This window comes from Thioalkalivibrio versutus (genome assembly GCF_001020955.1).
Lineage (GTDB): Bacteria > Pseudomonadota > Gammaproteobacteria > Ectothiorhodospirales > Ectothiorhodospiraceae > Thioalkalivibrio > Thioalkalivibrio versutus.
On sequence record NZ_CP011367.1, the window covers coordinates 1464304 to 1487201 of the forward strand.

Consider the following 22898-nt stretch of genomic DNA (forward strand, 5'->3'; position numbering starts at 1 on the left):
GGTATCCACGGAGGTGATTCAGTCCGGTCAGACGCTGGCAACAGCCGTGCATGACCGTTCCGGCCGTCTCCTGATCCCCGCCGGCATGGTGCTCCAGGACAAGCAGATCCGCGTGCTCCTGTCCTGGGGCATCAGCACTGTCGAGATCGTCGAGGACGAACATGCCGCGGCCAACGATTCGCGGGACGATGAAGTCCCGGACCTGTCGGCGGAGGCCCGGCCCACCCCGGAGATGGAGGAACAGGCCGACACCATCCTGGCCGAGCGCTTCCGTCACTGTGACTTGACCGGCCATCCCATGGACGGCATCTACTCCATCGCGCGTGCCCAGCTGATCGACGAGCTCATGCGCCGCGGCCACAAGGCCCGGAGCGCATGATGACCGTTGCCGAGTTCCTCGAGAAGGATGACTCGTTGTGCAGCTTTTCCGGGAGTTACAACACGATCTTCACGCGCCTTAGCGACCCGACCGCGAACGTGGCCGGGATTACCGAGGCGGTGGAACTGGACCCGGCCATTGCGGCTAAGACCCTTCGCATGGCCAACTCTTCGCTGTACGGTTTCCCCGAACCGATCGATACCCTGCACCGGGCAGTCTCCATTATCGGCCTGCAGCAGATGCGGCAGATCGTGCTGTCGACCATCGTGATCGAGCATTTCCGCGGCCTGCCGGTCATCGGCGTCGACATGGAATCGTTCTGGCGCCACAGCATTGCAGTCGGCGTGCTCAGCCGCTCGATCGCCCGCTTTCGGCGCGAAGCGAACATCGAGCGCCTGTACCTCTACGGGATCATGCACGACCTCGGGCGGCTGCTGCTGTTTCTCCGGCTGGGCAGCCGCACCGAGGAGCTGATCAACATCCGCGAGCGCGATCAGTGCCTGTTGTACGAGGCGGAGCGCGAGCTGCTGGGTTTTGACCACGCCGCCATCGGGTCCGCCTTGCTGGAGGAATGGGGGATGGCCCCGGCCCAGGTGGAAGCCACGCGCTACCACCACGCCCCGGAGGAGGCCCGCGCGTTTCCCGTGGAGACGGCCATCGTGCACGTCGCCGACAGCATCGCCAATTCCTTGCGGCTGGGATCCTCCGGGGAGCGTTTCGTGCCCCCGGTTGCCCCGGAGACCTTCGACCGCATTGGCCTGGAGATGGCGGTCTACGAGGACATCATCGGCCACGCGCGCAAGCATCTGGATCAGATGCAGACGATCCTCCTCGACTGAGCCTGTATGCAAGCAAAGGACGCTGTTGCATGAGCCCATCGTACCGCACGCCCGAGGAGGTCAATGCCCTCCATGAGCGCATTCGCTTCCTCGAGGAAGCACTGGAAGCCAACGCCTATGCGATGGATGTGCTCGCCTCGACGACGGCGATCTTCGGTGACACCGACCGCAACCGCAGTCCCGAACTGATTATCCAGAACACCATCGAGTCCATCCGGCGCCTGCTGCCGACACAGGACATGGCGGTGTACGTCCTGGACCACGACTGCTCGTTCAACCTCGACTATCAGGAACGCCCCGGAGAGCTGACGCCGGACCTGTCGGAGACCGTCGAACAACTGATCCAGGACGGCCAGTTCTCCTGGGCGCTGCACCAGAACCATCCGGTCTGTCTGCCCTCCCCGGTCGAGGGCGAGAGTGTGATGCTGCACGTGATCTCGACGCGCACCCGGATTCGCGGGATGTTCGTCGCCCGCTTCCGGCAGGCGGAGCTGCAACGCTACGAGATGATCCTGTCGACACTGACCATGGTGCTGTTCAACACGGCCTATGCCCTGGAGAGTGCCGACCTGTTTCAGATGATGGACCGGCGCCAGAAGGCACTGCAGCGCATCACCGAGCGCCAGTCACGCGAACTGCTGCACCACATGTCCCACGACTCGCTGACCAACCTGCCCAACCGCATGCTGTTCAGCGACCGGCTGTCGCAGGCGATGGAGCGCCACGCGGGTGCTGCGGCGGGGCATGTGGCCTTGATCCTGCTGGATCTGGACAACTTCAAGCGCACCAACGATTCGCTGGGTCACCGCGCCGGCGACGAGCTGATCCGCAAGGTCGCCCAGGACCTGTCCGCTCTGCTGGACCATGCCCGGGAACGCTCGGGGCGCCACCTGCGAACCACCCTGTCGCGTCTTGGCGGCGACGAGTTCGGCATCCTCGTCGAGGACACCCATGGCCTGGAGGGCGTCGTCCGGCTGGTCACCGATGTCGTGCGCAAAACGGCGACCGAGCGGCAGATCTTCGATCAGCCCGTGGTCAGCAGTGTCTCCTGCGGGATTGCCGTCTACCCCTATGACGGCGAGGATGCGGACACCCTGCTCGGCAATGCCGATGCGGCGATGTACGAGGCCAAGCAGCGCGGTCGCAACGGGTTCCGGTTCTACACTCAGGACCTCAACGCCCGCACCTTCCGCCACTTCGAGCTGGAAAACGAACTGGGGCAGGCAATTGCCAATGATCAGCTAAGACTGCATTACCAGCCCAAGATCGACCTGGACAGCGGCCGAATCATCGGCGCGGAGGCGTTGATTCGCTGGCAGCACCCAACGCTGGGTCTGCTGCCCCCCAGCCATTTCATCGAACTGGCGGAGGACATGACCCTGATCGAGGAGATCGGGGAATGGGTGTTGCGCCAGGTCTGTCGGGACCTGCAGTCCCTGCGCCTGGCCGAAGACGAACTGCCGCGTATCGCAATCAATGTCTCCGCGCGCCAACTGCGCCAGCCGGATCTTGCGGGAACCTTCCACCGCATTATCCGCGAGGCCGGCATTCCGCCCCGCTGTATCGAGCTGGAGCTCACCGAGACCGCGATCATGGACGATCCCCAAGGGGCGGCGCGGGTCTTCCAGCGACTGCGTCACGCCGGCATGTCCCTGGCGGTCGACGATTTCGGAACCGGTCATGCGTCCCTCGTGCAGCTCAAGCAGATACCGGCCGACACCCTGAAGATCGACCGCTCCTTCGTGAAGGATCTTGACCAGGGCGAGGAACATTCGCAGATCGTCCGCGCGATCATCCTGATGGCCCATACCCTGGGGCTGGACGTGATTGCAGAGGGCGTGGAGACCGAACGCCAGGCGGAGATCCTGCAACAGCTGGATTGCCACACGGCCCAGGGCTTCTATTTCTCGCACCCGGTGGCGTTCGACGCGCTGCGGGGCCTGCTCCGCGACCGGGTCCAGCTCCCAGCCGCGACCGCCTAACCCCGTTCGTCACCCCGGACCCATGGGCCCGGGCGGCCTCGGACTAGTCCGTCTGGGGCTCGGTCAGGCTCGCCGGGTTCAGCAAGGCATGCAGGCGTTCACGCGGGATGTCCGTATGTTCTGCCGCGACATCAACGATCGGCCGGCCACTGGCGTACGCCTCCTTGGCAATCCGGGCGCCGGCCTCGTAGCCGATCTCTGCGTTCAGCGCCGTCACCAGGATCGGGTTGCGGTCCAGGGCCGTGCGCAAGACCTCCTCGTTGACCGTGAAGCCGGCGATGGCCCGATCGGCAAGGTGTTCGGCCGCGCGCGCCAGCAGACCCATCTGGGTGAGCAGATTGTCGGCGATCAGCGGCAGGCCGACGTTCAGCTGGAAATTGCCCCCCTGTCCCGCGGCGGCGACCGCGGCGTCCAGGCCAACCACTTGCTGCGCGGCCATGATCACTGCCTCGGGGATCACCGGGTTGACCTTGCCCGGCATAATCGAACTGCCCGGTTGCAGGGCCGGCAGGGCGATCTCCCCCAGTCCGGCCAGCGGGCCCGAATTCATCCAGCGCAGGTCGTTGGCGATCTTGATCAGGCTGGTGGCCGTGGTGCGCAGCTGGCCGGAGAGCTCCACTGCGGTGTCCTGGCTGGCCAGTGCCGCAAAGCCGTTGGGTTCGCGCTCGAAGGCGATCCCGGTGCGCTCCGCCAGGCGGTGGGTGACCCGGTCCCCGAACTGGGCCGGTGCATTGATGCCGGTGCCCACCGCCGTGCCGCCGATCGCCAGTCGGTTGACCCGCGCGCGCGTGTCGCGAAGGCGTTCGACGTCCAGTTCCAGTTGCCGGCGCCAGCCGGACAGCTCCTGACTCATCCGCACCGGCATCGCGTCCATCAGATGGGTGCGTCCGGTCTTCACGATTGCGGTCAGTTCCCCCTCGCGCCGCGCGATGGTCGCAATGAGATGACGCAAGGCCGGCATCAGCTGCTTTTCCATCTGAACGGAGGCAGCCACATGCAGGGCGGTGGGGATCACGTCATTGGAGCTTTGGGAACGGTTGACGTGATCGTTCGGGTGGACCGTCAAGGTATCACTCGAGGCCAGTCTTGCGATCACCTCGTTCATGTTCATGTTGCTGCTGGTACCGGAACCGGTCTGATAGACATCCACCGGGAAGGCATCGGCATGTTCGCCGCTGGCGATGGTCTCGGCGGCCGCGACGATCGCCCCGGCCACCTCGTCCGGGAGCTGGTCGAGCCCCTGGTTGGCCTCGGCGCAGGCGGCCTTTGTCTGGGCCAGGGCGCGAATGAAGGCCTGCGGCAGCGGCCGCCCGCTGATGTGGAAATTGTCCACAGCGCGCTGGGTCTGGGCGCCCCACAGGGCTTGCTCCGGGACCTCCACCGTCCCGAGACTGTCCTGTTCCTGACGCATTGCGGGCTTCGACATGCCTTCCTCCTGGTTTGCGCGTGGCGCGATGCTGTATTGCAGTTGAGCACCTTAGTATACTGCGCCGCCTGTCCCGAACCCGACCCCGGAATCCCCATGTCCCTGAGCCCGTTGTCCGCGATCAGCCCCGTCGATGGCCGCTATGCCCGGCATACCCGCGACCTGGCCCCCTACTTCTCCGAACAAGGTCTGATGCAGGCCCGCGTGCGGGTGGAGATCGCCTGGCTCAAGGCCCTGGCCGCCGAGCCCGCGATCCCCGAGGTCCCGGCGCTGACCGATACGGCCGGCGCCTTTCTCGACGAGATCGCGTTCAGTTTCGACGAAGTGGCCGGGGCGCGCGTGAAGGAGATCGAGGCCACGACGAATCACGACGTGAAGGCGATCGAGTACTACATCAAGGAGCAGATGGCGGACCGCGACGACCTGCAGAGCCAGATCGAGTTCGTGCACTTCGCCTGCACCTCCGAGGACATCAACAACCTGGCCTATGGCGTGATGGTCCGCGAGGCGCGCGACATGGTGATGCTCCCGGCCCTGGACGCCGTGCTCGCGCCGCTGCGCGAACTGTCCGGCCGCTTCGCCGAACAGCCCATGCTCGCTCGCACCCACGGCCAGCCCGCCTCCCCCACCACCATGGGCAAGGAACTGGCCAACGTGGTCGCGCGACTGGAGCGGCAGCGCGCCGAGATCGCCGGGGTGGCTTGCCTCGGCAAGATCAATGGCGCGGTGGGCAACTTCAACGCCCATTCCGTGGCCTACCCCGAGGTCGACTGGCCGTCCCTGTCGCGCCGGATGATCGAGAGTCTGGGCCTGGAACCGAACACCCATACGACCCAGATCGAGCCGCACGACTTCCTGGCGGAGCTGTTCCACGCCTTCATGCGCGCGAACACGATCCTTCTGGATGCGTCGCGCGACATCTGGGGCTACATCTCGCTGGGCTATTTCAAGCAGAAGGTGGTCGCCGGCGAAGTCGGCTCCTCGACCATGCCGCACAAGGTCAACCCGATCGATTTCGAGAACGCCGAGGGCAACCTGGGTCTGGCTAACGCCCTGTTCGACCACCTGGCGAGCAAGCTGCCCGTTTCGCGGTTCCAGCGCGACCTGACCGACTCGACCGTACTGCGCAACATCGGCCTGGCATTCGCCTGGTCGCTGATCGCCTACAAGGCGTTCGGCCGCGGCCTGGGCAAGCTGGAGATCGAGCCGGGACGCCTGGCAGAGGACCTGGACCAGAACTGGGAGGTCCTCGGCGAGGCTGTGCAGACCGTGATGCGCCGCTACGGCATCGAGTCGCCCTACGAGAAGCTCAAGGAACTGACCCGGGGCCAGCGCATCACCCCCCAGGGCCTGGCGGCGTTCATCGACGGCCTCGACATCCCGGAAGAGGCCCGTGCCCGCCTGCGCGAGCTGACGCCAGGCAGCTACACCGGGATCGCCGACCGACTCGCGCGCGAACTCTGATCCCGCGCGCGGCATGGCGGCCCCGGACCCGAACCAACCGCTCGCGCTACTCGGCGGCCTGACGCCCGCCGAATTCCTGCGCGACTACTGGCAACAGCGCCCGCTACTGGTGCGCGACGCGATTGCCGGTTTCGAGAATCCGATCGAGCCCGATGACCTGGCCGGCCTGGCCACCGATCCGGACGCCGCGAGCCGGATCGTCAGCGGGCATGTCGACCGCCAGGACTGGGATGTCGAATACGGCCCCTTCGAAGCCGAGCCGCTGGGCGAGCTTCCTGAACGCGACTGGACCCTGCTGGTCACCGACGTGGAGCGCTTCTGGTCCGGTGGCCCGGATTTCCTCGCCCATTTCGATTTCATCCCGCGCTGGCGCCGGGATGACCTGATGATCTCCTACGCCCCACCCGGCGGTTCGGTCGGGCCGCATGTGGATCAGTACGACGTCTTCCTGTTCCAGGCCGCGGGGCGGCGCCGCTGGCAGATCCAGGACCCTCCGGGATCGCTGGATTGCCACGACGATCTGCCACTGGCCATCCTGCGGGCATTCGATCCCACCGAGACCTGGGAGCTGGGTCCCGGCGACCTGCTCTACCTGCCCCCCAACCTGCCGCATTACGGACTGTCGCTGGACGATCAGTGCATGACCTGGTCGGTGGGATTTCGCGCCCCGACCATCCTTGATGTCCTGACCGGGTTTCTCGAGGAGCGCGCCAACGTGATCGGCGACCAGGCGCGCTTCGAGGATCCGGGTCGGCACCCGTCCGCGCACGCAGCGGAGCTTCCCGCCGCGGATCGCGAGGCGCTGCGCGAAGCCCTGCGCGCCCTGCTGGCGGCGGAGGATCACGACCTGGACGCCTATCTGGGGCGTTTCCTGACCCGCCCCGCCGGCAACGTCGAGCTCGCCCCGGGGGACCCGGGGCTGGCGGCCACTGCCGGCCCGGCCGATCGCTTTGCGATCCACCCCGGCGTCCGGCGTGCGTGGTTCCAGGGCCCCGATGGCCCGATCCTGTGCATCGCCGGAAACGACTATCCCGCACAGGCGGTCGCGGCGGACGTTCTCGAAGCCTTCTGTAGCGCGGAGACGCTCAGCATCGCGGAATGGGAGGAGGCAATCCCCATGATCCGGCAGATCCTCGAGGATGGGCTCGAGGCCGGCTGGCTGGCACCGGACGACCCGGGCGAATAGTCACGCCGCGACGACTCCGGGCTCTCAGGCTGCCCGGGGGAGACAGGCCTGCGCGGCCCGCTCGATCAGTGCCGGCCCGGCATCTGGGTGGTGGGCCCCCTCGGTCAGGATCCGCCGCCACTGGCGCGCGCCCGGCGCGCCGTGGAACAGGCCCAGGACATGCCGGGTCAGCCGCGCCAGCGGCACGCCATCACGGTGCATCCCCTCCGCAATCGTCAGGATGCCGTCCAGGACCTCCTCGCGGGTGGGATCGTCCCCGCCCCCGAAATACAGGCGGTCCACCACCGACAGGCTCCAGGGCTGGTGGTAGGCCAGCCGACCGAACATGACCCCGTCCACATGCTCCAGGTGCGCGCGCGCGGCGCCGACGTCGTCCAGTCCGCCGTTCAGGACAATCGTCAGGTCGGGAAACTCCGCCTTCAGCCGATAGACGCGCTGATAGTCCAGCGGGGGAACATCGCGATTGTCCTTTGGACTGAGGCCCTGGAGCCAGGCCTTGCGCGCGTGCACCACGAAGTGGCGGCACCCGGCGGTGGCCACGCGTTCGACAAAGGCGTGCAGGTCGGCCTCCGAGTCCTGGTCGTCAATGCCGATGCGATGCTTGACGGTGACGGGGACGTCAACGGACTGCTGCATGGCTGCGACGCACTCGGCCACCAGCCCCGGTTGTGCCATCAGGCAGGCCCCGAACGCGCCCGACTGCACACGGTCGGAGGGGCAACCCACGTTCAGGTTGATCTCGTCGTAGCCGCGATCCGCCGCGATGCGGGCGGCCTGCGCCAGCGTGGCCGGATCGGAGCCGCCCAGCTGCAGCGCGATCGGGTGTTCCACCGGGGAGAACCCCAGCAACCGGTCGCGATCGCCATGGATGACCGCGTTGGCATGCACCATCTCGGTGTACAACAATGCCCGTCGTGTCAGCAGCCGATGGAACCGGCGACACCAGGTGTCCGTCCAGTCCATCATCGGCGCAACCGAAAACCGCGGGTCGGGAGCGTGGCCCGCGTTACCCATTCACAGAATCTCCATGCCGCGCAGGCGGCGCCCAAAAATCAGAAAGGATTGCCATCATGTCGGAAAGCGAAGTGCCTGAAACCTTTCGCGATAGTGTCTCACACATGGTCGACCGGGCCATGGGCTACCTCGATCTTCCCGAGGGGGCCCGGGAGGCCGTCAAGACCTGCGACTCGGTCATTCAGGTGAGCTTTCCGATCCGCTTTCGCGACCGCATCGAGGTGTTCAAGGGCTGGCGCGCGGTGCATTCCGCCCATCGCTTGCCGGCCAAGGGTGGCCTGCGGTTCTCCCCGACCATGGATCAGGACCACGCCGAGGCCCTGGCGGCCCTGATGACCTACAAATGCGCCATCGTGGATATCCCCTTCGGAGGGTCCAAGGGCGGCCTGCGCATCGATCCGCAGAAGTACAACGAATGGGAGATGGAGCGCATTACCCGACGGTTCGCCCACGAACTGATTCAACGCGACTACATCAGCCCGGCCCAGAATGTCCCGGCACCGGATGTGGGGACGTCCCAGCGCGAGATGGCCTGGATCATGGAGACCTATCGCGATCGCCACCCGGAGGACCTCGACCATGCCGCATCGGTGACCGGCAAGCCGGTCGAGCTGGGCGGCATACGCGGGCGCCTGGAGGCCACCGGGCGCGGTGTCCAGTACGCATTGCAGGCCTTTTTCCGCGAAGGCTCGGCGGCCCGCGAGGCCGGGTTCGAGGGCGGGCTGGGCGACCAGCGCATCATCATCCAGGGCTTCGGCAACGTGGGCTATTACGCCGCCCGCTTCCTGCAGGAGGACGATCACGCGAAGATTGTCGGTGTCATCAAGAGCGATGGCGGGGTGTATTCCGAGGACGGGATCGATATCGAGGCCCTGCACGACTACGTTCGCCGCAGCGGCACCATGGAGGGCTTCGCAGGGGTCGAGTTCGTGCGCGATGGCAACCGCATTATGGAACGCGAGTGCGACATCCTGATTCCGGCCGCCCTGGAAGGCGCGATCCATCGGGACAACGTCGACCAGATCCAGGCGCGCCTGATCGCCGAGGCGGCCAACGGTCCCTGCACCTGGGAGGCCGACCAGGCCCTGCGTGATCGCGGGGTCACGATCCTTCCGGATGTGTACGTCAACGCCGGCGGCGTCATCGTCTCCTACTTCGAGTGGGTGCGGAACCTGTCGCACATGCGCTTCGGACGCCTGGAGCGCCGCTACGACCAGGCCCAGGGCCAGCACATCGTCAGTGCCATCGAGATGATGACCAACGAGAGCGTCCCCGAATGGATTCGCGATGCCGTGGTGCGCGGGGCCGAGGAGATCGACCTGGTCCGCTCCGGCCTGGACGACGCCATGCGCGAGGCCTTCCGCGAGATGCACGAGGTCCGCGAGATGGAAAGCAATGGCGAGGTGCTCGACTACCGCACCGCCGCCTATCTGATCGCGCTGCGCAAGATCATTCGCGCCCGCAGCGACCTGAAACTGATCTGATGCCGCCGCGCCGCGTCAGGGGCGGGAGTATCCCCCTTACCCCGGCTTCCGGTAGCGCGATTCGAGCGCCGCAAACAGGGCCCGCATGCCCATCGCCTCGCCGCCCTTGGGCCGGCCGGGGCGCGCGCGGTTGTTGAAGGCCATGATGTCGAAATGCATCCAGGTCGTGCCCTCCGGGACGAATTCCTTGAGGAACAGACCGGCCGTGATCGCGCCGCCGTGCCCCCCGGGGGTACTGTTCACGATGTCCGCCACGTCACTGTCCAGCATGTACCGGTAAGGCGTGTGCAGGGGGAGCTGGCAGACCGGGTCATCCCATTCGCGCGCCGGCTCGACCAGTGCTCGCGCCCAGCCCTCGTCCTGGGTGAAACAGGCGCTGATCTCGGTCCCCACGGCCACGCGCGCCGCCCCGGTGAGCGTCGCAAAGTCCACCAGAAGGTCGGGATGGAACGACCCCGCCCAATCCAGAAGATCGGCCAGCACCAGGCGCCCCTCGGCGTCCGTGTTGTCGATCTCGATCCGCTTGCCGTTGCGTGCGGTCAGCACATCGCCCGGGCGGAAGGCCCCGGCCCCGATGGCATTCTCCACGGCCCCGATCAGCACTGTCAGCCGCACCGGGAGCGCCTGCGCCATGATCAGGCGCGCCAGCCCCAGCACGATCGCCGCCCCGCCCATGTCCTTCTTCATCTGGCGCATGGAATTGCCGGGCTTCAGGTTCAGGCCACCGGAATCGAAGCACACGCCCTTGCCCACCAGCACCAGCGACGGCGCGTCGGGCGCCCCCCAGGTCAGTTCGATCACCCGGGCCCCGTGGTCGCTGGCAGCCCCCACGGCATGGATACAAGGGAAATCCTGCTCCAGCTTGTCGCTGTCGCTGACCAGATGCAGGCTGCTGCCGAATTCCTCGGCCAGCTCCCGAGCCTTCAACGCCAGATTGGCCGGCATCATGTCGGCGGCCGGGGTATTGATCAGGTTGCGGGTCAGCCCGATGGACTCCACAAACGCGAGCACCCGCGCCTGATCCGCGTCTTCCGGCCACACCAGCCGCGGCGAGCGATCCTGCGCCTCGCGGTAACGCTCGAAGCGATAACGTCCCAGGCCCCAGCCTATGGCCGCCAGGTTCTGGATCTCGGGGTTCAGGGAATCGGTTTCCAGACGGTAATCCCCCGTTCCCAGGGTCTCGGCCGCTGCGGCCACCATCCAGATCGGAGTTTCCGCATCGAAGCCGGCCAGCACCGCCGCCAGCCCGCCCTCGGTATCCGGGATGCGCAGGGTTGCGCCCGGCTCCGCCTCGAACCCGGAGGCTTCCACCCATTTGCGCCAGCTCTCCGGCGCACTCTCCAGGCGGACCGGCAGCGACTCGCGGCTGACCGGGATCAGGGGAACGGCGGTGTCGGACGACGCAACAAAAACAGAATCCACGCGGCTTTCCTCGAAAACAATTCAAAGCCTTCATAATACCTGCCTTGTCGACCCTCCGGGGTCGTATCCCCCTAGCCTTACAGGATGTGACGATGACGCCAGCGCTGGAGATTCGCGGGCTCAAGAAGACCTACAAGAACGGATTCGAGGCCCTCAAGGGCATCGACCTCGAGGTGGCCCCGGGCAGCTTCTTCGCCCTGCTGGGGCCCAACGGGGCCGGCAAGTCGACGACCATCGGGATCATTACCTCGCTGATCAACAAGACCGCCGGCACGGTCAAGGTCTTCGGCCATGACGTCGATACCGACCTGCAGGCAGTGAAGCGCTCCATCGGGCTGGTCCCGCAGGAATTCAACTTCAACAATTTCGAGCCGATTGGCGAGATCGTGGTCAATCAGGCCGGGTACTACGGCATCCCCCGGCGCGAGGCCTGGAAGCGCTGCGAGCACTACCTGAAGGAGCTGGGGCTCTGGGAAAAGCGCAAGGACATGGCGCGCACGCTCTCCGGCGGCATGAAGCGCCGCCTGATGATCGCCCGCGCCCTGGTCCACGAGCCGCGCCTGCTGATTCTCGACGAACCCACCGCCGGGGTCGACATCGAGTTGCGGCGTTCGATGTGGGACTTTCTTACCCGTATCAACACCGACGGGCGCAGCATCATCCTGACCACGCACTACCTGGAAGAGGCGGAGACGCTGTGCCGCAACATCGCGATCATCGATGACGGTGCGATCATCGAGAACACCACGATGAAGCAGCTGCTGGCCAAGCTCGAGACCGAGACCATGGTGCTGGATCTAAGCGAGCCGCCACCCGGCATCCCGCTGGATTCCCCGATTGCCCTGCGTCAGGTCGACGAGATGACGCTGGAGGCGGATATCCGCAGCGGCCAGCACCTGAACGACCTGTTCCGGGTGCTGGATCAGGCCGGGATTCGCGTCCAGAGCATGCGCAACAAGGCCAATCGGCTGGAGGAACTCTTCATCCGCATGACCCGCCCCGGCCAGGACCCCAGCCATCTGACCCCCGGCGCCAGCGGGACCACCGAGCAGCCGGAGAATCAGGCATGAGCGACTCCCATCTGCGCGATTACTGGACCGCCTTCCGGACCATCGTCAGCAAGGAAGTGCTGCGCTTTGCCCGGATCTGGGTGCAGACAGTCCTGCCCCCGGTCATTACCACGGCGCTGTACTTCATTATCTTCGGGGGGCTGATCGGCGAGCGCATCGGGGAGATGGAAGGCTACCGTTACATGGACTTCATCGTCCCGGGCCTGATAATGCTGGCGGTGATCACCAACAGCTATGCCAATGTGGTGTCGTCGTTCTTCGGCTCCAAGTTCCAGCGCCACATCGAGGAGCTGCTGGTCTCGCCCATCCCCAACAGCGTGATCATTCTTGGGTTCGTCTTTGGCGGCGTGGCGCGGGGGCTGGCGGTCGGCGTGGCCGTACTGCTGGTCTCGCTGTTCTTCAGCCCACTCAGCATCCACAACCCCGGCGTAATGCTGATCATCGTGCTGATGACGTCCATCCTGTTTGCCCTCGCCGGGCTGATCAACGGCGTCTTCGCGCGCACCTTCGACGACATCGCCATCGTCCCGACCTTCATCCTGACGCCGCTGACCTATCTGGGCGGGGTATTCTACTCGATCAGCCTGTTGCCGGAATTCTGGCAGGGCGTGTCCATGCTGAACCCGATCCTCTACATGGTCGACGCCTTCCGTTACGGCAGCCTGGGCCATAGTGACTTCCCGATCGCCATGTCCTTCGCCATCATTGCCGGGTTCATTGCAGTCATGTACGGGGTTGCGTTGGTCCTGCTCAATCGGGGCGTAGGGATTCGATCCTGAGACGCGCAGGCCGCGAAACTTCGGGAGACCGCCTTCCGACGCTGTTTATTGCCCGAAAAAACGTGGTATAAAGCGGAAACTCTGCAGGGCAACAGCCATATGGGTAACAACAGAAAGACTTTGCATTTCTTTCTGGCGGGGACCGCCGGACTCACCATTCTGGTGGGCACCAGCCTGCTTCTTGCCTCCCAGCCCTCCGAGACGTCCCAACCGCTGCAAATCGGCGCCGGCAATCCGCTCCCCGCATCCCAGCTCGCGCTCGCCCGTACGGACCATCCGGCTGGCGGCGCGTCGATACGGACGGCGCATGGTGCCGCATTCGAGGGCGGCGCCCAGACCGTGGCTTTTGCCTCCGACCTGCCGGGCGAGCCCGCCGCGGATTACGACGACGCCGCAATCGACCCGGACGCCGAGGCCCCGACGTCCTACGAGACCTTCGATCTCGACGGCGACTCCGATGTCGCCGCTGACGCCGAAGCGACCGACACCGACTGGTACACCCACACCCTGCAGAAAGGCGAGCGTCTGACGGGCCTCTGGGAACGCGAATGGGAACTCCCGCTGGCGACCCTCTACCGCCTGCTGGACGACGACGACAACGCCTCGATCCTGAACCGTGTGCGCCCCGGCCAGGAGATCGAATGGCAGGTCGACGACGAGGGCTACCTGACTCGCCTGCGCCTGTGGACCGACCGGGCCCGTGGGCATGAGTGGGTCCGCGAGGCCGATGGCTGGGAGTTCGAACTCGGCGAAGTCGAGAACGGCCGCGAGGTCAGCCACCTGATCATTACGGCCGAGATCGATGGCAACATCGCCAACGCCTTGACCGAACGGGCGGATATCTCCGCGCGTGCGGCCAACGCCCTGGCCGTGCTGCTGGACCGCTACCTGCCGGTGCGCACCCACGCCCGTACCGGCGATCAGTTCACCCTGCTGGTCGAGCAGGAAACCCTGGTGGGCGACGACACCCCGCTCAACCTGCGTCTGCTGGCATTCGACTACGAAGGCGAGCGCATCGAGATCCGTGCGGCGCGCAACGTCAACGGGCGCTTCTACACCCCGGATGGCGAAAGCCTTCTGCCCCCGTTCGATCGCCGCCCGTTTTCCGGCAACTATCGCATCAGCTCCAGCTTCAACCCGAACCGTCGTCACCCGGTGACCGGACGTGTGGCCCCGCACCATGGGACGGACTTCGCCATGCCAATCGGAACTCCGATCCAGGCACCCGCCGACGGTCGCGTAACCCGCGTCGAGAACCACCCGTATGCCGGTCGCTTCATCGTGATCGAGCACGGTCAAGGCTACTCCACCCGCTACCTGCATCTGGACCGCCAGCTGGTGCGCCCGGGTCAGACCGTCGAGCGGGGCGACCGCATCGCATTGTCCGGCAATACCGGTCGCAGTACCGGGCCGCATCTTCACTACGAGATCCACGTGAACAGCCGCCCCCAGAACCCGATGCGCGTGGAACTGCCGGAAAGCGACGCCCTGGAAGGCGACGAGCTCGACCGCTTCAAGTCCATCAGCCAGACCCTGCTGGCCCAGCTGGATAACGGACAGCGCAACCAGCAGGTGGCGTTCACCCCGTTCGAAGAACTGGCCCGCTAACCTCCCATTACGGCCCGTCTCGCGCAATCACGCCTGGCGGGCTGTGACGGCCCGCTCCTTGGCGACACCCTTGCTCTCCCCCCCCTTGCTCGACTGGGCACGCCTCGAATGGCGTGACGGACAGCCTTTCGCCGCCGACTACGGGGACGGCTACTTCGGCTCCAGCGATCCGCATGCCGAGGTGCGCGAGGTCTTCATCGAGGCCAACGACCTCGCCCGGCGCTTCCGCCAGTGTCAGCGCTTCGTGCTTGCCGAGACCGGCTTCGGAAGCGGGCTCAACCTGTTGCTGGCGCTACAGGAGTGGCGACGCCACGCGCCCCCCGGCGCCTTCCTGTCCCTGTTGAGCCTCGAGGCCCACCCGCTCGCACCCGCCGACCTTGCGGCCCTGCACCAACGCCTGGGCCTCGACAATGCTGACGCCCGTCAGTTACGGGCCCAGTATCCACCACCGGTTCCCGGACTCCACCGAATCCAGTTCCCCGAGGCCAGGGCCGCGTTGACCCTGGGCCTGGGTGACGCCGCTCCCCTTCTTGCAAAGATCCGCGGCACCGTGGACGCCTGGTTCTTTGACGGGTTCGCGCCGCGCAGCAATCCCGCCCTGTGGAACACCGGGGTGTTCCGGCAAGTGGCGCGGCTTTCCGCGCCGGGTACTACATTCGGCACCTACACTGCAGCCGGTCAGGTTCGACGCGACCTGGAGAGCACGGGGTTCGATGTGCGCCGGGTGCCGGGGCATGGCCCGAAACGGGAGCGTCTCGTGGGGACCCTTAGGGAGCCCCTGTCGCCCGCGAAGTCAGCACCCTGCGCGGTACCGCAACGTGTCGCCATCGTGGGGGCCGGCATTGCCGGGCTCAGCGCCGCCCATGCCCTGCAGGCGCGAGGCGTGGAGGTCACGGTCTTCGACCCGAACGGTGCCGGCGGTGGTGCCTCCGGCAACCCGGCCGCCGTCCTGCTACCGAACCTGCACCCCCGGGACGGGGAGCTGAATACCCTGGCGCTCGCGGGGATGCGCCATACCGCTTTCCTTGCCGGCCAGCTCGACCCGACCGGCGCATACGGCATCCGGCTGGCAATGGGCGTGGCCTTCCATGGCATCAGCGCCCACGGACGCAAGCGCGTGGAACGTCTGCTGAAAGCGGGCCCCGAACATGCGGCCCTGCTGTTCGATCCTGGCGGGCCCGGTTGCACCGCGGACCCACACATCTACTACCCGGACGGTCTGGCGATCGACATGCGGGCCCTTTGCGAGGCCGTGGCCCACGCCCTGCCGCCCCTGCACATGGAATCGGTACAGGCGCTGAAGCCGTCGTCCAACGCCGGTACCGTGCAGGTTGAGAGCGACACTGGGTCTGAAGACTTCGACGCGGTCGTGGTGGCGACGGCCGCCGGCGATGGCACCACCTTGTGCCCGGAACAAGCGGGTATCTCCACGGTAACCGGTCAGATGACCCGGGTCCGTGCGGCCTTCCCCGATTGGGGTGGCTATGTCGCAACCGGTCAGGGCTACTGCATCCCGGGAGACGACGGCACCGCCTGGATCGGCGCGACCTATCGCCGCACGGAGGCCCCAGGGGCCGAAAATGAACGGTCCCCTCAGGCCGAGGATGATCAGACCAATCTGCAGCATCTGGCCTGGGTGCCGGGGCTACAGGATGCCCAGGCAGTCGAGATCCTCGCGCAATGGACCGGGGAACGCGCCGTGGTCCGCGATCGCCTGCCGCTGGTCGGGCGCAGCCGGCTGGATCCCGGTGGCCGGGTGCTGTTGAGCCTGGCGCATGGCTCGCGCGGTCTGCTCTATGCCCCGCTGGCCGGCGAATGGCTGGCCGATCACCTGCTGGGTCTGATCGAGCCCCTCGAGGCGCAAACCGCGGCACGGTTCGCCCCGGCGCGTCACTCCGTGCCGGATTCCGGCGCCGCCTCCGACGCGTAGGACACGTCGTTGCGTCCGGCGGCCTTGACACGGTACATCGCGTGGTCCGCGGCCATCATCAGGTCCGCCAGGCGCTGACCATCTCGGGGATAGAAGGCGACCCCGATACTGCACGAGAGGCTCTCCTCCACCGGTTCCATGTGGCCGGGGTGCAACTCGAACGGCTGGCGGAAAGCCGCCTGCAACCGTTCAATCAGCCTCCCGGCCTCCTCGCGTCGATTCAACGGCGCACTCAGCACGATGAACTCGTCCCCGCCCAGGCGCACCAGCAGGTCATCCGAACGCAGACTGGACGCAAGCCGTTGCGCCAGCTGGCGCAGGAGCTCGTCCCCTACGGCATGGCCGTACTGATCGTTCACCGGTTTGAAACGGTCCAGGTCAATGAACAGCAGCGCCAGTTGTCCCTCCTTGCGATCCGCGCGCGCCGCAAGCCGCGGAAATGCCCGATCCAGCGCCGCGCGATTCGCGGTTCCGGTTAACGGGTCCTCCCAGGCCAGGGCCTGCATGCGGTCTTCCAGCTGCTTGCGCTCGGTCACGTCCAGTGCGTGCCACACCACGGCCGACGAACCCTCGAACGGTGCGTCGATTGGGCGTACCCGCGCCTCGTACCAGCGGGTTGCCTCCATTGATGGACTCGTCTCGCCTCCGTGGAACACGCTCGCCTGCAGGCGGTACTGGATCTCCTGCAATTCGCCTTCGCGCAAGGCCCGGCGCACGACGCCGGAAAAGCGCTGCGCGACCTCATCCGGAAGCAGTTCCGCCAGTGTGTGCCCGGCCGCCGTGTGCTGGGGTGCCTGGCCACGCCGCGCTTCGCCAAAGACCGCGCGAACCAGGCCGGTGTCGTCGATCACCAGGGCATCGCCGGGCATGGCCTCGAACAGCGCGTCCTGAAGATCACGGGCCTCGCTCAACGCGTCGAACAGCATTCGGTTGTCGTGTACATCCACAAAGCTCAACAGGAAGGCCCGCTGCCCTTCCCAGTCAATCGGCACCCAACGCAGCAAATGAAACCGCTGAGCTCCGTCCGCCGTGTGGACGCGGATCTCGCGCCCGCGCGGATCCTCCAATGCCATTGAAAAATCGAGCGCAGGGGGAAGGCGCCGGCGATCGTCGGCCTGAATCACCCCCAGCGCCGAAAGAGTCTGGCCAGGATCCGGCGACAGGCCGGTCATGCGGGTAAAGGCCGGATTGGCCCAAAGGACCCGGCGCCCCGCGACCACCAGAGTGGCATCCGCCAGACGATTCACGAGCGCCTGATAGCGCGTGAGGGCCTCCCGCCGCTGCCGGATGCCCTCCCCCACACGGAAGGTGTACCCACTAACCGCCAGCAGCCCGACCACGCCCATCACCCACCAGGCGGCCGGGCGCTCCGTGGCGGATGGGTTGGGGACAGGGTGTGCAAGCATCTGCCACTGGCCCCCGGCAAAGCTCACGTCGAGCGCGAGCGGCGCGCTGGCCACGTCGATCTGTTCGGGGTTGTAGAAGACCTCACCATCGGCGCCGGTCCCGTCGAGGCCGCGCAGGGCCAGTTGCAGGCTGGGCGGGCGCGGGGCCAGACCCGCCTTGCTAAGGATCGTTTCGAAATCCAGCGCAATACTCGACAGTGTCCACGGATTGGCCAACGCCGGCGGATCTTCAGGATCGGTCAGGACCGGGGCGCGCACCAGAAGCCCCCGACCGCCCTGTGCCAACGTCCAGGGCCCGGCGACGACCGTTTGCCGGCTCTCCAGCACTTGTTGATAGGAGGCGCCCTGCTCCGGATGTTCCGCCAGGTTGAGGCCGATCGCGTCCTCGTTGCCATCGCGCGGGTAGACCAGCGCAAGGATCTCGCCGCGCGCCAGGGTCAGAGAGCGAATCAGTTCCGGCTGGCTGCGATAAAGACGGTCCGCTGCCCGGTCGAAGTCATCCTCGGTCAGGTCCGGGTGGACATAGGCATAGGCGGCAAGCCCGATCGTCGCATGGACCGTGCCATTCAGCACGCTTTCCAGTTGGGTCCGAAGGCTGCTTGCCTCCGAGACCACGGCTTGCTGATAGCGGTCGGCCATCTGCTGTTTCCAGCCCTGGTCGATGGCCACGAACAGCAGGGCAAACAGCAACCCGGCAATCAGCGCCGCCACCACCGGGCCGCTGATATGCGGTTCGGTGGTGCGGGCGTCGGCCGGCTGGGCCGCTGGCCGCGCTTCGGATCCTTCCGTTGTGTCCGTGGACTGGGGCATGCCGGATCTTTTCACAGGGACGCTCAGAGCCCCACTATGCGCCTTTCCCGGGCCCGGCTGAACCGTTGCATGGACGCAACACGGACCTTCGCCTCACGCCTCGTGATCGAGCGTGCCCTCGGGCCCGTCGTTCTGCCTCTTCCAGGTCGCCGCGAGACGTCGCTTCTCGGCGGGTGGCAGGCGTTTGATGCGTTGTTCTTCACGCAGTGCCTCGCCGTGGCCGGGGAACACCTTCGCCCCCAGGAGCTGCTCCGGCGGGTACATGCGGGTAAAACGCGCCCCGCGCCCCGCACGATGGGCGGCCAGGCGCGCCTCCAGCCGCGGTGTGACCCCGGTATAGACCCGGGCACCGCGGCACTCCAGGAGATAGACGTACCAGGGTTGGGGGCTGGCCACGATCACACACCCGGGTAGAAATGATTGGTGGGGACGGCCGGAATCGAACCGGCACGGGCTTGCGCCCAGCGGATTTTAAGTCCGATGCGTCTACCAGTTCCGCCACGCCCCCGGAGCGGCCGCATCATACCGCGCGGCCCCGATCGTCGCACCCGCGGGAGCGGGCCGCACTATTCCGCGTCGGCGGCGGGCATCTCCGCGACGGGTAACGGCACGTGCAGCGAGGCCGCGATCGCCCGCAATAGCTCCACCTCCGCGACTATCGTCTGGCCGCCATGCGTGATCGTGGCAAGCATCGCCGTGATGAGGGTCTGCTTGTCCGCCGGGCGCAGGGCATCCAGGGCCTCCAGCGCCCTATCCAGCCCCTCGGCCCAGGCGGCCTCATCGGCAGTCCGCTCCAGAGCTGCGGCAATGGCCTCGTCGGTGGGCTCCTCGATCGCCAGGGCCAGAACGCCCGCGCGCAGGGCCGCCCGGGCCTTGTCGGGGTCGTCCGGGTGTCCGTGATGCGCGAGCACGGCCAGCGTGTCCTGCGCGTGGGCAGCATGGCGAGCCAGCCGGTCGCGTCCGCCCGCGCGGGCACGTTCGGGCTGCTCCAGGTCGCGCAACTGGCGCCGCAACAGACGGCCGGTCGCGTATTCGAACGCCGATACCCGGCCGTCGGCGCGGATCAGTTCGTCAATGAGGCCTTCCAGCTGCCGGCGTTCCTCGCGTGGGCGATGGCGCAATACCGGAAAGCTCATCTCCAGCAGCGGAATGCGCAGGTCCGGGCGCAGCTCGGGTTCGGCCTCCAGCAGGGTGCGGACGTGGGACTCGCTCTCCGCCCCCCGCGTGCCGGCAATCCGCAGGAGCTGGTGATCGCGTACTTCCGGATCGTTACTGATCAGCAGGTACAACAAGACATCGACACCCCAGGCATCGGAATGCGCCGCGCGCTCCAGCGGCCCCGGCATCGCTGCCACCAGCAGCCCCGCCCCGAGGATCTGCGAAAGCCCCGGATCGCCGATGTTTTCCATCAGCCGCTCCGGATTCAGGAGCAGGCCACCCGGGCCTTCCGTCGAGCCGCGGTCGCGTTCCTGCGCCTCGGCCTGGGCGTCCTTTTCGACACGACGCGCCTGGGCATCCTTCTGCATCTGCTCGCGGATGGCCTCCAGTTCTTCCGGCTTGAATCCCGGCTCGATCGCCTGGATGCGCTGGACCAGCGGTGGATGGGTCGAAAACATCTGACTGACGGCCCCGGAGGCGAACAGCATGTGTCCGACCTCCTCGGTGTCCGCCCCGAGTTCGGTATGGGCGGCGCCGATCTTCTTGAGCGCTCCGGAAATACCCTCCGGCTGCCGGGTGAACTGCACCGCCGAGGCGTCCGCCAGGTATTCCCTCTGGCGCGAAACGGATGCGCGGATCCAGCGCCCGAAGAACAGCCCGATATAGCCCACCACGATCAGTGCCACGCCCGCGGCGACGATGCCCCCGGCGTTGCGGTTATTGCGCGACAGGCTCATGGCGAGCAGCACACGCTGGCCAATCAGGGCCATCACCAGGATCCCGAACAGCATGCCCATCAGGCGGATGTTCAGGCGCATGTCGCCGTTGAGTACGTGCCCGAACTCGTGCGCCACCACGCCCTGCAACTCATCGCGGTCCAGTTGCTCCAGGGCCCCGCGGGTCACGGCGATGGCCGCGTCGTCCGGCGAGTAACCCGCGGCAAAGGCGTTGATACCGGCCTCCTGTTCGAGCACGTAGACCTCGGGCACCGGCACGCCGGAGGCGATGGCGATCTCCTCCACCACGTTCATCAGGCGACGCCGCAGCGGGTCACGGGTATCACCATCCACCCGCGTCCCGCCGAGTTCGCGGGCCACCGCCCCGCCGCCATCGCGCAGACCGAGCGTGCGGTAGAGACTGCCCAGGCCAATCAAGCCAACCGTCAGCACGGTCGTCCAGACCATCACGGCGACATTGCTGGCAAGGAACTCACGTGTCAGCCAGGGTTCGCCCGCAGCGACAGGCTCTGCCTGACCGAACACCACCAGCACGATGGCATTCATCACCAACACGATGGCGAGTACCGCCAGGCCGAACAGAAACAATAACCAGCGCGTCCGGCGCTGCGCCCGGTCCTGCTGCTCGAAAAAATTCATGACGCCTCGGGGATCAGGAGAAGTTCACTTGCACGGGCTCGCGCTTCTGCGGGTCCTCGATCTCCAGCAGCTGCCCCGGGCGGAACCCCAGGTTGTTGGCAATCAGGCTGTTGGGAAACATCTCGCGCAGGATGTTGTACTGCATGACGGCATCGTTGAAGGCCTGGCGGGCATAAGCCACGCGGTTTTCGGTACTGGTCAGTTCTTCGGACAGCTGCATCATGTTCTCGTTGGCCTTCAGGTCGGGATAGCTCTCGGACAGCGCGAACAACCGCCCCAAGGCCCCCGACAGCCCCTGTTCCGAGCTCGAGAGCTTACGCACGGCCTCGGTGTTGGTTGGATCACCGCCGACCTCCTGCAGGCTTTCCTTCGCATTGTTACGGGCCTGGATGACCGCCTCGAGGGTGTCGCGCTCATGACTCATGTAGCGTTCCGCAACCTTGACCAGGTTGGGGATCAGGTCATAGCGGCGGGTCAACTGCACATCGATCTGGGCAAAGGCGTTCTTGTACCGGTTGCGCGAGGTCACCAGGCGGTTGTACGTCCACACCCCCCAGATCACCAACAGAACCAGGATCCCCAGTACCACCCAAGTCATATCCATCCCGCCACACTCCTTGATCGTCGACGAGCCGAGTGTACGCCGGAATGCGGGTAGCACGACAAGGCAGACGCTCACGATGGCGGTGTTTTATGCTGACCCCGGTCTCCTTCCGGAAGTACGCATGAATCTCTCCACCCTCCTCGGCATCCTTGGCAGTCTGCTGGTGTTCGGCAGCGTCATCGCGTTTTCCTCGCAGAATATCGACGCCTTCCTGAACCTGCCGGGCCTTGGCATCGTGGTCGGCGGCACCATCGCGGCCACGCTGATGAGCTACCCCTTCCACGAGGTGATGCGCGTGTTTCGCGCCGGCGCCAATGCGATTCGCGAGGAACGCTACGACGTCACCCTGGATCTCGAGGAGATCGTCCAGGTCTCGCGCTACTGGTTCTCCCAGAATCTGCGGCGCATCCAGGATCGCCTGGACCAGATCCGCAACCCGTTCCTGCGCACCGGCATCCAGCTGGTCATCGACGACACGCCGATGGACGATGTCTCCGACCTGCTGAACTGGCGCATGGCGCGCCTGCGTGCCCGCGAACAGGCCGATGCGCAGATGTTCCGGACCATGGCCACCTATGCCCCGGCGTTCGGGATGCTCGGCACGCTTATTGGCCTGATCAACCTGCTGCTGACCACTGAAAACGACGATTTCACCGTCATCGCGGTGAACCTGGGCATCGCCCTGATCACCACGTTCTACGGCATCCTGCTCGCCAACCTGGTCTTCCGGCCCATCGCCATCAAGCTGGAGCGGCGAACCGAGGAGCGCGTGGTGCTGATGACCATGGTGCTGGAGGGCATCATGCTGATGCGCAAGGGGCGCTCGCCGGGCTACATCCGCGAGACCCTGCGCTCGTTCATGGAGAACCACAGCGACGAGATCCGCCAGGCGGCCCCGAATGGCGAGGAGGAGCCGGATACGGACGAACCCGCCAGCGGCGAATCCACGGAACGGCGCTGA

Annotated in this window: 18 protein-coding genes and 1 tRNA gene; 11 read left to right on the forward strand and 8 right to left on the reverse strand. The window is 66.3% G+C overall.

What is annotated here, in order from left to right; all coding sequences use genetic code 11:
• The first annotated feature begins 46 nt into the window (after nucleotides 1-46).
• Genes TVD_RS06780 through TVD_RS06790 form a run of 3 tightly spaced genes read left to right on the forward strand, consistent with a single transcriptional unit; the run spans nucleotide 47 to nucleotide 3200 of the window.
• Nucleotides 47-379 carry a hypothetical protein gene (locus TVD_RS06780; RefSeq protein ID WP_018937570.1) on the forward strand — a complete coding sequence of 111 codons (333 nt, stop codon included), beginning with the start codon at nucleotides 47-49 and terminating at the stop codon, nucleotides 377-379.
• Nucleotides 379-1218, forward strand: a complete 840-nt coding sequence (locus TVD_RS06785; RefSeq protein WP_047251164.1) for an HDOD domain-containing protein — start codon at nucleotides 379-381, stop codon at nucleotides 1216-1218. Before TVD_RS06780 ends, TVD_RS06785 begins: the two co-directional genes overlap by 1 nt.
• A 29-nt stretch (nucleotides 1219-1247) precedes the next feature.
• Nucleotides 1248-3200, forward strand: a complete 1953-nt coding sequence (locus TVD_RS06790; RefSeq protein ID WP_047251165.1) for a putative bifunctional diguanylate cyclase/phosphodiesterase — start codon at nucleotides 1248-1250, stop codon at nucleotides 3198-3200.
• 43 nt (nucleotides 3201-3243) lie between these two features.
• Here the strand turns inward: TVD_RS06790 and TVD_RS06795 are convergent, their stop codons facing one another.
• A complete protein-coding gene (locus TVD_RS06795; RefSeq protein ID WP_047251166.1) occupies nucleotides 3244-4626 on the reverse strand; it encodes a class II fumarate hydratase in 1383 nt (460 codons plus the stop codon).
• 96 nt (nucleotides 4627-4722) lie between these two features.
• On the opposite strand from TVD_RS06795, the gene purB reads away from it, so the two are divergent.
• Complete coding sequence (gene purB / locus TVD_RS06800) at nucleotides 4723-6090, forward strand: adenylosuccinate lyase (RefSeq protein ID WP_047251167.1); 1368 nt, start codon at nucleotides 4723-4725, stop codon at nucleotides 6088-6090.
• Between the two features lie 13 nt (nucleotides 6091-6103).
• Nucleotides 6104-7276 carry a cupin domain-containing protein gene (locus TVD_RS06805; protein ID WP_047251168.1) on the forward strand — a complete coding sequence of 391 codons (1173 nt, stop codon included), beginning with the start codon at nucleotides 6104-6106 and terminating at the stop codon, nucleotides 7274-7276.
• A 24-nt stretch (nucleotides 7277-7300) separates the two neighbouring features.
• Here TVD_RS06805 and dusA read toward each other — a convergent pair whose 3' ends face one another.
• On the reverse strand, nucleotides 7301-8290 hold the full coding sequence (gene dusA / locus TVD_RS06810) for a tRNA dihydrouridine(20/20a) synthase DusA (protein ID WP_047251169.1): 990 nt from the start codon (nucleotides 8288-8290) through the stop codon (nucleotides 7301-7303).
• A 56-nt stretch (nucleotides 8291-8346) separates the two neighbouring features.
• On the opposite strand from dusA, the gene TVD_RS06815 reads away from it, so the two are divergent.
• Complete coding sequence (locus tag TVD_RS06815; protein ID WP_047251170.1) at nucleotides 8347-9774, forward strand: Glu/Leu/Phe/Val family dehydrogenase; 1428 nt, start codon at nucleotides 8347-8349, stop codon at nucleotides 9772-9774.
• A gap of 36 nt (nucleotides 9775-9810) precedes the next feature.
• On the opposite strand, the gene TVD_RS06820 is transcribed toward TVD_RS06815, so the two are convergent.
• Complete coding sequence (locus TVD_RS06820) at nucleotides 9811-11196, reverse strand: leucyl aminopeptidase family protein (protein ID WP_047251171.1); 1386 nt, start codon at nucleotides 11194-11196, stop codon at nucleotides 9811-9813.
• Between the two features lie 92 nt (nucleotides 11197-11288).
• Between TVD_RS06820 and TVD_RS06825 the strand changes: the two genes are divergently transcribed.
• The 4 genes from TVD_RS06825 (at nucleotide 11289) to mnmC2 (ending at nucleotide 16583) form a co-directional block, all read left to right on the forward strand.
• The gene (locus TVD_RS06825) at nucleotides 11289-12266 is read left to right on the forward strand and encodes an ABC transporter ATP-binding protein (RefSeq protein WP_018937562.1); all 978 of its coding nucleotides are present in this window, start codon (nucleotides 11289-11291) and stop codon (nucleotides 12264-12266) included.
• Entirely contained in the window at nucleotides 12263-13045 is a 783-nt protein-coding gene (locus tag TVD_RS06830; RefSeq protein ID WP_018169799.1) for an ABC transporter permease, read from the forward strand. The genes TVD_RS06825 and TVD_RS06830 overlap by 4 nt, the downstream gene beginning before the upstream one ends.
• 99 nt (nucleotides 13046-13144) lie before the next feature.
• Complete coding sequence (locus TVD_RS06835) at nucleotides 13145-14653, forward strand: peptidoglycan DD-metalloendopeptidase family protein (RefSeq protein WP_038050252.1); 1509 nt, start codon at nucleotides 13145-13147, stop codon at nucleotides 14651-14653.
• An 85-nt stretch (nucleotides 14654-14738) separates the two neighbouring features.
• Nucleotides 14739-16583 carry a tRNA (5-methylaminomethyl-2-thiouridine)(34)-methyltransferase MnmC2 gene (gene mnmC2, locus TVD_RS06840; RefSeq protein WP_019562509.1) on the forward strand — a complete coding sequence of 615 codons (1845 nt, stop codon included), beginning with the start codon at nucleotides 14739-14741 and terminating at the stop codon, nucleotides 16581-16583.
• On the opposite strand, the gene TVD_RS06845 is transcribed toward mnmC2, so the two are convergent.
• The 5 genes from TVD_RS06845 to TVD_RS06865 all read right to left on the reverse strand — a co-directional run bounded on the left by TVD_RS06845 (nucleotide 16544) and on the right by TVD_RS06865 (nucleotide 21937).
• Nucleotides 16544-18799, reverse strand: coding sequence for a sensor domain-containing diguanylate cyclase (locus TVD_RS06845; protein WP_047251172.1), 2256 nt, complete (start codon nucleotides 18797-18799; stop codon nucleotides 16544-16546). The two genes, mnmC2 and TVD_RS06845, sit on opposite strands and share 40 nt — an antisense overlap.
• A gap of 93 nt (nucleotides 18800-18892) precedes the next feature.
• Nucleotides 18893-19201 (reverse strand): GIY-YIG nuclease family protein, encoded by a 309-nt coding sequence (locus TVD_RS06850; protein ID WP_019571297.1) that lies wholly within the window; start codon nucleotides 19199-19201, stop codon nucleotides 18893-18895.
• Nucleotides 19202-19220: 19 nt separating this feature from the next.
• Nucleotides 19221-19307 (reverse strand) — tRNA-Leu (locus TVD_RS06855).
• Between the two features lie 58 nt (nucleotides 19308-19365).
• Nucleotides 19366-21333, reverse strand: coding sequence for a M48 family metallopeptidase (locus TVD_RS06860; protein WP_047251173.1), 1968 nt, complete (start codon nucleotides 21331-21333; stop codon nucleotides 19366-19368).
• A 13-nt stretch (nucleotides 21334-21346) separates the two neighbouring features.
• Nucleotides 21347-21937 (reverse strand): LemA family protein, encoded by a 591-nt coding sequence (locus tag TVD_RS06865; protein WP_018145650.1) that lies wholly within the window; start codon nucleotides 21935-21937, stop codon nucleotides 21347-21349.
• Between the two features lie 121 nt (nucleotides 21938-22058).
• On the opposite strand from TVD_RS06865, the gene TVD_RS06870 reads away from it, so the two are divergent.
• Nucleotides 22059-22898, forward strand: coding sequence for a motility protein A (locus TVD_RS06870; RefSeq protein ID WP_047251174.1), 840 nt, complete (start codon nucleotides 22059-22061; stop codon nucleotides 22896-22898).